This window comes from Streptomyces sp. Ag109_O5-1 (genome assembly GCF_003814875.1).
Taxonomy (GTDB): Bacteria; Actinomycetota; Actinomycetes; order Streptomycetales; family Streptomycetaceae; genus Streptomyces; species Streptomyces sasae.
Genome location: NZ_RKQF01000001.1, coordinates 6,090,496 through 6,102,442, shown reverse-complemented (window position 1 = coordinate 6,102,442; position 11,947 = coordinate 6,090,496). Strand labels below are relative to the sequence as shown.

Sequence of the window (11,947 nt, the reverse complement as noted above, 5' to 3'; positions counted from 1 at the left end):
CCGTCATTTCTCGTTAGTCCGATGGGTGTACGACCGGTCCGGGGCAGCCTGGAAAGGTGGATCAGCTCCAACGGGGGGCACCACGGTGGTGAGGTGTACGCGTGCGAGAGAATGGCGGCATGGAGATGCCGAGGAACGAACGGTCGCCCGAGAATCCCCAGATCCTGGTCGTGGGCCAGGACGGGATGGCGCTCGGTGGCGGCAACGGGGACGAGGACTCCCGCGAGATCCCGGTGACGGAGATGGTGGAACAGCCCGCCAAGGTCATGCGGATCGGCAGCATGATCAAGCAGCTCCTGGAGGAGGTGCGAGCGGCTCCCCTCGACGAGGCCAGCCGGGTCCGGCTCAAGGAGATCCACGCCAGCTCGGTCAAGGAGCTGGAGGACGGTCTGGCGCCGGAGCTGGTGGAGGAGCTGGAGCGGCTCTCGCTGCCCTTCACCGAGAACTCGACTCCGTCCGACGCGGAACTGCGCATCGCGCAGGCCCAGTTGGTGGGCTGGCTCGAGGGGCTCTTCCACGGGATCCAGACGACCCTGTTCGCCCAGCAGATGGCCGCCCGCGCCCAGCTGGAGCAGATGCGCCGTGCGCTGCCGCCGGGCGTCGGCCACGAGGGCGACGAGCACGGCCCGGCCGGCCGCTCCGGCGGACCGTACCTCTAGGACCTTGTAGGGCCTCCAGGGCCTCCAGGACTCGTAGAAGGCGAAAGGGCCCGGCGCGAACCGCCGGGCCCTTGTCACGTCCGCTCACGTCCGCGCGTCTCAGCCGGTCGGCGGGTTGCCCGTCGACACCTTGAGTTCGATGGTCGGCACGTTCTTCGGGTCGACGTCCGTGCCGGCGGACGGGAACTCGTCCATGATCGTGCCGTCGCCGTATGTGTTCTCGTCCTCGTAAGTGATCTTCATCCGCCATCCGGCGGCCTGGAAGCACGCCTTGACCGACTTGATGTACTTGAACTTGAAGTCCGGGACCCGCACCTTGGCCGGGTCGTTGTAGGACTCCTCGGGCTCGGTGCACTCGGTCGTCTCGACGGTCTTCGAGGTGTCGGGCCCGCGGTAGCCCGACGCGTGCGAGGCCGAGGCGCTCGCGGTGCCGCCGCCACCGCCGCCGCTGCTCCCGGTGTCGTCATCGCCGCCGTTGTTGATCGCCAGAGCGACGATCAGTCCGATCACCGCGACCAGTGACACCGCGATCGACCCGACGACCACCGGCCGGTTGCTCTTCCCGCCTCCGCCCAAGGACGGCGACTGCGCGGCGATGGTGTACGGCGGCGGGGTGGACGGCGCGGGCTGGGCGTATCCGGCCGGTGTCTGGTAGCCCGCCTGCTGCGGATAGCCGTACGCGGGTGAAGGAGCCGGGGTGCCGTACGGATTCGGGGCCGGAGTCGGCTGGTACGGCGTCTGTACCGGTCCGGGAGGCGCCGGCGTTGCCTGGCCGACCGGCGGGAACACCGCGGAGCCGACCCCGGAGCCGCTCTGCGTCCGAGGGACGCCCGGGACGATGCTCGGCGGGGCCGGCTGCAGGGAGGCGGCCACCCGCAGGCACTCGTCGCGCATGGACTCGGCGGTCGGGAAGCGCTCGTTCGGGTTCTTCTTCAGGGCGCGGGCGACCAGCGCGTCCACGGCCGGGGGAAGCGAACGGTTGATCGAGGAGGGGGCCACCGGCTCCTCCTGGACATGCGCGTAGGCGATCGCCAGCGGCGAGTCCGCGTCGAACGGCAGCCGCCCGGTGACCAGCTGGAACAGCATGATACCGACCGAGTAGAGGTCGGAGCGGGCGTCCACGCCCCGGCCCAGCGCCTGCTCCGGCGACAGGTACTGCGGGGTGCCGACGACCATGCCGGTCTGGGTCATCGAGGTGACCCCGGACTGCATGGCCCGGGCGATGCCGAAGTCCATGACCTTGACGACCCCGCGCTTGGTCGTCATCACGTTGCCGGGCTTGATGTCGCGGTGGACCAGGCCCATCTCGTGGCTGATCTCCAGCGCGGCCAGCACATCGGCGGTGATCTTCAGAGCCTTGTCGGCGGGCATCGCGCCGAACTGCCGTATGTCCTCCTCCAGCACCGAGCCGAGCGGGCGGCCCTCGACGTACTCCATGACGATGTACGGCATCGTCGAGCCGTCCAGCTCGTCCTCGCCCGTGTCGAAGACGGAGACGATATTGGTGTGCGTGAGCTTGGCCACTGCCTGGGCCTCGCGGCGGAAGCGCTCGCGGAAGGCCTGTTCCCGGCCGAGTTCGGTGTGCAGGGTCTTGATCGCGACCTGACGGTCCAGGACCGTGTCGTACGCCAGGTGCACGGAGGCCATGCCGCCCTCGCCGAGCAGGTCGCGCAGCTGGTAGCGGCCACCGGCCAGAGCCCGCCCCGTGTAACGGCCGTGTGTGCCGTCCTGGCTCATTTTCCCCGTCCCCCGCCCGGCATTCAGGCACCCTTGTTGATCGAATGTCTCATTCCCGGCCAAGTCTGCCCCAGGGCACTGACACGTCAAGCGCGGTGCCCGTTCCGTGACCGTACGCGAAAGAAGACTCGCGGAAGCGTTACAGCCGCCGTACCTCCGGTGCACAGAATTTGCACGGCGGCGAGTGGTACGGGTTTGATGGCCGGTCCGTCCACGGGCCGGATCCCGGACCTGCGGGTTGCGCGGAGGCTGTAGCGTGGCCGACGGAGACCGTGACAACACCGCGCGCACCGCGGGCAGAAACGACGGCGAGGACCGATGGCACAGACGCACAGCGCCCAGGGCCCGTCCGACCCCGAGGCGACTGGCGGCGGCATGTCAGACACGCCGGAGATGTGGGGCAACGGAGGGCTGGTCGGCGACGGCCGGTACCGGCTGACCCACCGGCTCGGCCGGGGCGGCATGGCCGAGGTGTTCGCGGCCGAGGACATCCGGCTGGGCCGGACCGTGGCCGTCAAGCTGCTGCGTGCCGACCTCGCCGAGGACCCGGTCTCCAAGGCCCGCTTCACCCGCGAGGCACAGTCGGTCGCCGGGCTCAACCATCATGCGATCGTGGCGGTGTACGACTCCGGCGAGGACGTCGTCGGCGGTCAGTCGGTGCCGTACATCGTGATGGAGCTGGTCGAGGGCCACACCATCCGCGACCTGCTGATCAACGCGGAGGCGCCGGGCCCGGAGCAGGCCCTGACCATCGTCTCCGGGGTGCTGGAGGCGCTCGCCTACTCGCACCAGCACGGCATCGTGCACCGCGACATCAAACCGGCCAACGTGATCATCACCCAGACCGGTTCCGTCAAGGTGATGGACTTCGGCATCGCGCGCGCCCTGCACGGCGCGTCCACGACGATGACGCAGACCGGCATGGTCATGGGCACACCCCAGTACCTCTCCCCGGAGCAGGCGCTCGGCAAGGCCGTCGACCACCGCTCCGACCTGTACGCCACCGGCTGTCTGCTCTACGAACTCCTCTCGCTGCGTCCGCCGTTCATCGGCGAGACCCCGCTGTCGGTGGTCTACCAGCACGTCCAGGACATCCCGGTGCCGCCGTCCCAGACCTCCGAGGGCGCGGCCCCGCCGGAGCTGGACGGCCTGGTCATGCGCTCGCTCGCCAAGGAGCCGGACGACCGTTTCCAGACCGCCGAGGAGATGCGCGGCCTGGTCCAGTACGGCCTGCAGATGCTGTACGAGCAGGGCAGCCACACCGGCACCTGGAACACCGGCCCGGTCACCGTGCACGACGGCCGGCACACCCCGTCGGGCGGCTTCGCCGGTACGACCGTGATGGCCAGCCCGATGAACCCCGCCGGGACCACGCAGATCCCGCAGCCGATACTGCCGACCGGCTACGGGAGCGGCGACGACGGCGGCTTCGAGGGACACGGCAACACGGGCAGCGGCCGCGGCAAGCTGTGGATCCTGGCCGTCCTCGCGGTGATCGCCATCGCGGCGGGTGTCGCGCTGGCGCTGAACCAGACCGGTGGCGGCGGAGGCGGCGGTACGGGTACGAAACCGTCGCCGACGGTCTCGAAGACCGCCAAGAACGAGACGCCCAGCGCGAGCCCGTCCGACGAGGCGAGCAACACGGCCACGGACACCGAGACCGACACGAGCGGCTCGGACACCAACAACAACGGCGGGTACACGTCGTCGCCGACCCCGACGTACAGCCACACCCAGGCGCAGAGCAGCGAGCCGAGCGACGAGCCGAGCGACACGGCGAGCGTCTCGCAGCCCACCGACACCGAGAGCTCGCCCGACACGCAGCCCTCCGACCCGACGGGCACGGGTGACGGCGGCGGGGACAACGCCGGCACGATCGCCGGCAACACCGGCCTGGGCGGCGGTTGAAGGACACCGACGACCACGCCCCTCGGCAACTGAGACGGCGCCCTCCGGTCTTCGGGGGGCGCCTTCTTCCTTCCCTCTTGCTTGCCTTTTTGCCTGCCGGTGTCAGGCCGTGAACGCGTCGCACACCGCGTCGTACTCCCTGGTCCACCACACGGCGAGCGCCGAGGCGGCCGGGAACTGGCAGTCCGCGCGGGTGTCGCCGCGCTCGTAGTGCCAGCGCAGCATCCAGAAGTCGTTGAGCCGCTCCCACCACACGCGGTGCACGGCCGCCGCGAGCTCGGAGGGTGTGGCCCCGGCCGCGCGCCGGTACGCGCGCGCGTACGCCCGCACCTTGCGCAGGTCGAGCGCGCCCGCCGGGCGGACGAAGAAGATCGCGGCGGCGCGTACGGCCTCCTCGGCGCGGGGCTGCACACCGAGCCGGTCCCAGTCGACGATCGCGGCGGGCGCGTCGTCCTTGTAGAGCAGGTTGAACGGGTGGAAGTCGCCGTGCACCCAGCCCACCGAACCACCCGGCGGGGGGCGGCGTCCGGTGTGCTGCTCCAGGAGCGCACGGCGTTCGAGGAGCCGGTGGCGGGCCAGTTCGTCGAAGGCGTCGGCGGGGCGATGGCGGCTGACGTGGGCGAGCAGGTCGTCGATGAGCGCGAAGGTGTCGGCGGGGTCGGCGCTCTCGACGGGATGGGGGCTGGTGGCGGGCCGGGTGCGCCCCTTGGGTGGCATCACACGCTCCAGACAGGCGTGCACGGCACCCAGGAGCGCGCCGAGCCGCGCGCACTCCCCGCGCGTGAGCTGTCCGCCGTGCCGGTGCCGGCCGTCGATCCAGGGGTGCAGGGCGTAGGCGTGGCCGCCGACCACGGCGACCGTACGGCCCTCGCGGTGGGCCAGCGGCGGGGCGACCGGGACGCCGAGGGCGGCCAGCCGCTCGGTGGCCCGGTGGCGGCGTTCGATGGCGGCGGGGTCGGCGGTGTCCGGGTCGAAGTGGTGCTTGAGGAAGTAGCTGCCACGGGTCGTGCAGAGGCGGTAGCCGCGGTTGAGCAGGCCCTGCTCTACGGGCTCGCAGGCGAGCGCGGAACCGGCGGCGTACAGCCGGAGCAGAGCGCCCAGAGGGGGCGCGTGAGGCACGAGGGGTAGTACACAAGAGCGCGGCACGCGCCAGATGCTAGGGCAAGCGGCGGGCCTGTGAGCTGGGCGTTGTCACAGGCAGTCGTCGATGGTCGCTTTCGGTCACGCGGTGGTCCGTGGCGTGCGCAAGTGTGGAAGGCGCACCCGGTGGTGCGCCCCCGGGCGTAGGGTCGCGGCGGAGCGCTCGGCGCACCCCGGGTCCCGATGCCGGGCCGGGTGGCCGGAATGCGCGGGCGCCCCGGCGGGCGGCCTCATGGCCGTCGAGCGGGAATGCGATGATTTTTCCTTCACCGTGGGCGACGTCGGTCTCGCATGCGAAGTCTTCCCGTCGCCCGGTCCGGCGGGATAACGTGCCGTTGCTCCGGCCTCCTGCAAGGCTCTGACCAGCTAGCTTCCGACCCGCGCCGATTTACTAGGAAACCCAAGCAAAAAATACTTGGATTTCCAAGCAAAAACGCAGGTCAGGAGGGGTTTCACAGAAATGTGGGGCACTGGGTAACGTGCTTGTTGCAGGGCGCTCGCCGGGGCACCTGTCACGCCTGTTCCCGGCCGAGTGGCACACACCCCGTGCCACGGGTGTCGGAAGCAGGTGAGCCGCACTGGTTCACCCGGCAACCCCGGGGGCCGGACCGACGGAGGAGCACACGTGACCGTGGACAGCAGTGCCGCGAGCGAACCGCGACGCAGCGCCGCAGGCAAGGCCGGTACCACCGGCAGCAAGACCGGCACCAAGCGCACCACCAGCCGCACCACCACTCGTACCACCGCGCGCACCACCTCGAAGAAGAGCGCCGATCCCGAGCTCGTGCAGTTGCTGACCCCCGAGGGCAAGCGGGTCAAGAACGCCGAGTACGACGCGTACGTCGCCGGGATCACCCCCGAGGAACTGCGCGGCCTGTACCGCGACATGGTGCTCACCCGCCGCTTCGACGCCGAGGCCACCGCCCTGCAGCGCCAGGGCGAACTGGGCCTGTGGGCGTCCCTGCTCGGCCAGGAGGCCGCCCAGATCGGTTCCGGGCGCGCCACCCGCGAGGACGACTACGTCTTCCCGACCTACCGCGAGCACGGCGTCGCCTGGTGCCGCGGGGTCGACCCGACCAACCTGCTGGGCATGTTCCGCGGCGTCAACCACGGCGGCTGGGACCCCAACAGCAACAACTTCCACCTCTACACGATCGTCATCGGCTCCCAGACGCTGCACGCCACCGGCTACGCGATGGGCGTCGCCAAGGACGGCGCGGACAGCGCGGTGATCGCCTACTTCGGCGACGGCGCGTCCAGCCAGGGCGACGTCGCCGAGTCGTTCACCTTCTCCGCGGTCTACAACGCCCCGGTCGTGTTCTTCTGCCAGAACAACCAGTGGGCGATCTCCGAGCCGACCGAGAAGCAGACCCGCGTCCCGCTCTACCAGCGCGCCCAGGGCTTCGGCTTCCCCGGCGTGCGTGTCGACGGCAACGACGTGCTGGCCTGCCTCGCGGTCACCAAGTGGGCGCTGGAGCGCGCCCGCAGCGGCGAGGGCCCGACGCTCGTCGAGGCGTACACCTACCGGATGGGCGCCCACACCACCTCCGACGACCCCACCCGCTACCGGGGCGACGAGGAGCGGCTGGCCTGGGAGGCCAAGGACCCGATCCTGCGCCTTCGCCGCTACCTGGAGGCCTCAAACCACGCGGAAGAGGGATTTTTCGCGGAACTCGAGATCGAGTCCGAGGCGTTGGGCAGGCGAGTGCGCGAAGCGGTCCGGGCCATGCCGGACCCGGACAACTTCGCCATCTTCGAGAACGTGTACGCGGACGGGCACGCGCTCGTCGACGAGGAACGAGCCCAGTTCGCCGCCTACCAGGCGACGTTCGCGGACGTAGAGGGGGGTAACTGAGATGACGGAGAAGATGGCACTCGCCAAGGCGATCAACGAGTCGCTGCGCCGCGCCCTGGAGACGGACCCCAAGGTCCTCGTCATGGGCGAGGACGTCGGCAAGCTCGGCGGCGTCTTCCGGGTCACCGACGGCCTCCAGAAGGACTTCGGCGACAGCCGCGTCATCGACACCCCCCTCGCGGAGTCCGGCATCGTCGGCACCGCGATCGGCCTCGCCCTGCGCGGCTACCGCCCGGTGGTGGAGATCCAGTTCGACGGCTTCGTCTTCCCGGCCTACGACCAGATCGTCACCCAGCTCGCGAAGATGCACGCCCGCTCGCTGGGCAAGGTCAAGATGCCGGTCGTCGTCCGCATCCCCTACGGCGGTGGCATCGGCGCGGTCGAGCACCACTCCGAGTCCCCCGAGGCGCTCTTCGCGCACGTGGCCGGCCTGAAGATCGTCAGTCCCTCCAACGCCTCCGACGCGTACTGGATGATGCAGCAGGCCATCCAGAGCGACGACCCGGTGATCTTCTTCGAGCCCAAGCGCCGCTACTGGGACAAGGGCGAGGTCAACACCGAGGCCATTCCCGGCCCGCTGCACAAGGCACGCGTGGTCCGCGAGGGCACCGACCTCACCCTGGCCGCCTACGGCCCGATGGTGAAGCTGTGCCAGGAGGCCGCCGACGCGGCCGCCGAGGAGGGCAAGTCCCTGGAGGTCCTGGACCTGCGCTCGGTCAGCCCGCTCGACTTCGACTCCATCCAGGCCTCGGTCGAGAAGACCCGCCGCCTGGTCGTGGTCCACGAGGCGCCGGTGTTCTTCGGCTCGGGCGCGGAGATCGCCGCCCGCATCACCGAGCGCTGCTTCTACCACCTGGAGGCCCCGGTACTCCGGGTGGGCGGCTACCACGCCCCCTATCCGCCGGCCCGCCTGGAGGAGGAGTACCTTCCGGGCCTGGACCGGGTGCTCGACACCGTCGACCGTGCCCTGGCGTACTGAGGAGAGGGTCGTGACGACGATGACGGAAGCGTCCGTACGCGAGTTCAAGATGCCGGACGTGGGCGAGGGACTCACCGAGGCAGAGATCCTCAAGTGGTACGTCCAGCCCGGCGACAGGGTCACCGACGGCCAGGTGGTGTGCGAGGTCGAGACGGCGAAGGCGGCCGTCGAGCTCCCCATCCCCTACGACGGTGTGGTCCGCGAACTCCGCTTCGCCGAGGGCACCACGGTCGACGTGGGCACGGCGATCATCACGGTGGCCGTGGCGGGCGGTGCCCCGGGCGAAGAGCCGGCCGCAGCCCCGGAGCCGGAGCCGGAGAAGAAGCCGGAGGGCCGCCAGCCGGTCCTCGTCGGCTACGGAGTGGCGGCCTCCTCCACCAAGCGCCGTCCGCGCAAGGGCCCGGAGGTCACGGTCACCGAGGTGGCGGTCCAGGCGTCGATCCAGACCGAACTGAACGGCCACAGCCACGCGCCCGCCCCCGCGGAAGCCCTGGCGGAACTCCCCCGTCCGCTGGCCAAGCCGCCGGTGCGCAAGCTGGCGAAGGACCTGGGCGTCGACCTGGCCACGGTGACCCCGTCCGGCCCCGACGGCGTCATCACGCGCGAGGACGTGCACGCGGCGGTGGCCACGCCCGAGCCGACGGCGCCGGCCCCGGTCGCTCCCGCCGCTCCGGTGGCCCCCGCCGCCCCGTACGACACCGCCCGCGAGACCCGTGTCCCCGTCAAGGGCGTCCGCAAGGCGACGGCGGCGGCGATGGTCGGGTCTGCGTTCACGGCGCCGCATGTCACGGAGTTCGTGACGGTGGACGTGACGCGCACGATGAAGCTGGTGGAGGAGCTGAAGCAGGACAAGGACCTGCAAGGCCTCCGGGTGAACCCGCTCCTCCTCATCGCCAAGGCCCTGCTGGTCGCCATCAGGCGCAACCCGGACATCAACGCGTCCTGGGACGAGGCGAACCAGGAGATCGTGCTCAAGCACTACGTCAACCTGGGCATCGCCGCGGCCACCCCGCGCGGCCTGATCGTCCCGAACATCAAGGACGCCCACGCGAAGACGCTGCCGCAGCTGGCGGAGTCGCTGGGTGAGCTGGTCACGACCGCCCGGGACGGCAAGACCTCGCCCGCCGCGATGCAGGGCGGCACGGTGACCATCACCAACGTCGGCGTCTTCGGCATCGACACGGGCACGCCGATCCTCAACCCGGGCGAGGCGGCGATCCTCGCGGTCGGCGCGATCAAGCTCCAGCCCTGGGTCCACAAGGGCAAGGTGAAGCCACGTCAGGTGACCACCCTGGCGCTGAGCTTCGACCACCGATTGGTCGACGGCGAGCTGGGCTCGAAGGTGCTGGCGGACATCGCGGCGATCCTGGAGCAGCCGAAGCGGTTGATCACCTGGGGGTGACCCCTACCGGGAAAGGGGAAAAGGGGCGAGAGAGTGACTTCCAGTCACTCTCTCGCCCCTCTCTGACCTGGTCGAACGCTGAGACAGTAACTTCTCGTTACGGGCTCACGGACACTCTCGGCCTGAGGAGAATAGGCTGAGAGCGGGCGGCCGCAACGTCGGATTGCGACCGCCCACTCCCTTACCTTCACAACTCTCAGGGCTGGTTGAGCACGTAGACCGGCGCTCCGTCCTCCGACCCACCCCGTGCATGGATGCAGGCGTGCTTGCGCAGTAGGCGGAGACACTCGTTGACCCGATGCACGGTGAGGCCGGTACGGGCGGCGATCGATGCGAGCGGCTCGCGCAGTTCGCCCTGCTCGACGAGGACGGGGGCGATGACGACAGCCACCGACCAGACGTCATCCGTCACGGACAGCCGTTGACGCCAGTCGGCGAGGACGGACTCGATGGTCGGCAGGACCAGGGGCTGGCTGTAGGGCGTACGACGTTCGAGGGCGAGTGTGTCGAGCCGGTCCGCGATGCGTTCCATCGCGCGCACCATGGCTTGTTGCACGGCGAGGGTGGCTTTCTGCGTGGCGAGCATCTCCCTTTGCAACTCGTTCGATTCGCGTTGCCCGTTCGCCCATTGCTCCTCCAGTTGAAGGTTGTGCGCCTCCAAGCGGACGATGGCCTCGGCGACCTGCTCCGGCATGGCGTACGCGATGGGCGCGCCCGGTTCGGTCGGCTGCACCTCCGCCTCTTCGAGAGTGTAGGAACCCTCTCGCTGCACAGTCTCGATCACTTCGGCGACCCACTGTTTGAAGGGGGCGCAGTCAGGCTTCGTACAGGCGTTGACGAGAAGGATGAGGCCTTGGAGGTCGAGCAGATTCGTGTCTCGCCGCCACTCCCGACCTGCGGGAACGCTGAGACCGTAAGCTCCAGTTACGGTCTCAAGACACTCTCGATGTGCTTCGGGAACATGATCGGCGAGAGCTTGCCGAGAGTTGGTGTGCCCGAGTTCCTTGCATACATCCACAGCCGGAAACCAGTGCCTCCCGTCCGGCATGGTCAGCCGTCGTACCCGGGCTCCGGTCGCCGCGTACACGAAGTCGCTGATGTCGATGGCCTCGTGGCGGCCGGCGGGTTTCGCCTTCTTGCTGGGCTCGTTCATGTGAACCACCTCCGCCGCGGAACCTAGGGCGGAGAAAATCGAATATGCCAGTCAAATACCTCGATGTTCATGAATGCGAGGGAAGAACCCGCGTTCTGCTGCGTCGGGTCATCCGGGCATGGCAAAGGCCCGCCGCGGACAAGCGTTGCGGTGGGCCTTTGTCGGAGTGGTGCGAGGTGGGTCAGCTGGTCGCGAAGCCGTAGTTCAGGAGCTTCGTGGCGTCCGTCGCGCGCTGGGTGATCGACGTGGAGGCGAGGACGGTGCCGATGACCGTCTTGCCGTTGCGGGTCGCGGCGAAGACCAGGCAGTACTTGGCCTCGGGGCCGGAGCCGGTCTTGATGCCGATCGCACCGCTGTAGCTGCTGAGCAGCGTGTTGGTGTTGGTCCAGGCCGACATGGTGCGGGTGGAGCCGGTCTTGGTGATCGTCTTCGCCGTGTAGCTCTTCGTCTTGACGACCGTGCGGAACGTGGAGTTCTTCATCGCGCTGCTGGCGATCTTCGTCAGGTCGCGCGGCGTCGAGTAGTTGTTGCCGTTGCCGATGCCGTCGAAGGAGTCGAAGTGGGTGTGCGTCAGACCCAGGCTCTTCGCGGCGGAGTTCATCTTGGCGATGAAGTTGGAGACACGCGCGGCGCGGGTGGTGCCCGAGCCGTAGGTGTCCGCGAGCGCGTAGGCGGCGTCGCAGCCGGAGGGCAGCATCAGCCCGTAGAGGAGCTGGCGGACGGTGACCTTGTCGCCGACGATCAGGTGCGCCTGGGAGGCGTTGTTCGCGACGACGTAGTCGCTGTACGCCTTCTGGATCGTGACCTTCTTGTCGAGGTTCAGGTTCGACTGTGCGAGCACGACCTTGGCGGTCATGACCTTCGTGGTGGAGCCGGTGGACAGCTTGGTGTCCGCCGCCTTCGTGTACAGAGTCTTGGCGGTCCCGTTGTTCATGACGTAGCCACCCTTGGCCACGATCGAGGGCGCGGTGACGGCCTGCGCGGGTGCCGCGGTGAGGGCCCCGGTCGCGAGCATCGCGCCGGACGTGACGGCGACGGCGACGGCCTTGCGGAGGCGGGTGCCCTTAATGCCGGTAATCAAGTGAAATACCCCGAGTCGAGTCGTAATGCCCCT

At 69.4% G+C, this 11,947-nt stretch carries 9 protein-coding genes; 5 read left to right on the top strand and 4 right to left on the bottom strand.

Going from position 1 to position 11,947, the window contains the following annotated elements; translation table 11 throughout:
* Window positions 1-119 precede the first annotated feature (119 nt).
* Window positions 120-659, top strand: a complete 540-nt coding sequence (locus EDD90_RS27475) for a bacterial proteasome activator family protein (RefSeq protein WP_123975662.1) — start codon at window positions 120-122, stop codon at window positions 657-659.
* Between the two features lie 99 nt (window positions 660-758).
* On the opposite strand, the gene EDD90_RS27470 is transcribed toward EDD90_RS27475, so the two are convergent.
* Window positions 759-2,396 carry a protein kinase domain-containing protein gene (locus tag EDD90_RS27470; protein WP_123975661.1) on the bottom strand — a complete coding sequence of 546 codons (1,638 nt, stop codon included), beginning with the start codon at window positions 2,394-2,396 and terminating at the stop codon, window positions 759-761.
* Window positions 2,397-2,714: 318 nt separating this feature from the next.
* Between EDD90_RS27470 and EDD90_RS27465 the strand changes: the two genes are divergently transcribed.
* Entirely contained in the window at window positions 2,715-4,304 is a 1,590-nt protein-coding gene (locus EDD90_RS27465; protein ID WP_185149243.1) for a protein kinase domain-containing protein, read from the top strand.
* 102 nt (window positions 4,305-4,406) lie between these two features.
* On the opposite strand, the gene EDD90_RS27460 is transcribed toward EDD90_RS27465, so the two are convergent.
* Entirely contained in the window at window positions 4,407-5,423 is a 1,017-nt protein-coding gene (locus tag EDD90_RS27460; RefSeq protein ID WP_185149242.1) for a phosphotransferase, read from the bottom strand.
* Window positions 5,424-6,069: 646 nt separating this feature from the next.
* On the opposite strand from EDD90_RS27460, the gene pdhA reads away from it, so the two are divergent.
* From pdhA to EDD90_RS27445, 3 genes are read left to right on the top strand one after another with little or no spacing between them, the layout of a single operon-like run.
* Entirely contained in the window at window positions 6,070-7,299 is a 1,230-nt protein-coding gene (gene pdhA / locus EDD90_RS27455; protein WP_123975660.1) for a pyruvate dehydrogenase (acetyl-transferring) E1 component subunit alpha, read from the top strand.
* 1 nt (window position 7,300) lies between these two features.
* On the top strand, window positions 7,301-8,278 hold the full coding sequence (locus tag EDD90_RS27450) for an alpha-ketoacid dehydrogenase subunit beta (RefSeq protein WP_123975659.1): 978 nt from the start codon (window positions 7,301-7,303) through the stop codon (window positions 8,276-8,278).
* Between the two features lie 10 nt (window positions 8,279-8,288).
* On the top strand, window positions 8,289-9,680 hold the full coding sequence (locus tag EDD90_RS27445) for a dihydrolipoamide acetyltransferase family protein (protein WP_123975658.1): 1,392 nt from the start codon (window positions 8,289-8,291) through the stop codon (window positions 9,678-9,680).
* A 196-nt stretch (window positions 9,681-9,876) separates the two neighbouring features.
* Here EDD90_RS27445 and EDD90_RS27440 read toward each other — a convergent pair whose 3' ends face one another.
* Together EDD90_RS27440 and EDD90_RS27435 are read right to left on the bottom strand one after the other, a co-directional pair.
* The gene (locus EDD90_RS27440) at window positions 9,877-10,833 is read right to left on the bottom strand and encodes a Bro-N domain-containing protein (protein ID WP_123975657.1); all 957 of its coding nucleotides are present in this window, start codon (window positions 10,831-10,833) and stop codon (window positions 9,877-9,879) included.
* A gap of 181 nt (window positions 10,834-11,014) precedes the next feature.
* Window positions 11,015-11,914: a D-alanyl-D-alanine carboxypeptidase family protein gene (locus EDD90_RS27435; RefSeq protein ID WP_123975656.1), complete on the bottom strand. Its 900-nt coding sequence runs from the start codon at window positions 11,912-11,914 to the stop codon at window positions 11,015-11,017.
* Window positions 11,915-11,947 lie beyond the last annotated feature (33 nt).

Bases quoted from the DNA above. Each gene is read 5' to 3' on its own strand.
- EDD90_RS27475 (WP_123975662.1), top strand. From the start codon at position 120: ATGGAGATGCCGAGGAACGAACGGTCGCCCGAGAATCCCCAGATCCTG.
- EDD90_RS27470 (WP_123975661.1), bottom strand. From the start codon at position 2,396: ATGAGCCAGGACGGCACACACGGCCGTTACACGGGGCGGGCTCTGGCC.
- EDD90_RS27465 (WP_185149243.1), top strand. From the start codon at position 2,715: ATGGCACAGACGCACAGCGCCCAGGGCCCGTCCGACCCCGAGGCGACT.
- EDD90_RS27450 (WP_123975659.1), top strand. From the start codon at position 7,301: ATGACGGAGAAGATGGCACTCGCCAAGGCGATCAACGAGTCGCTGCGC.
- EDD90_RS27440 (WP_123975657.1), bottom strand. From the start codon at position 10,833: ATGAACGAGCCCAGCAAGAAGGCGAAACCCGCCGGCCGCCACGAGGCC.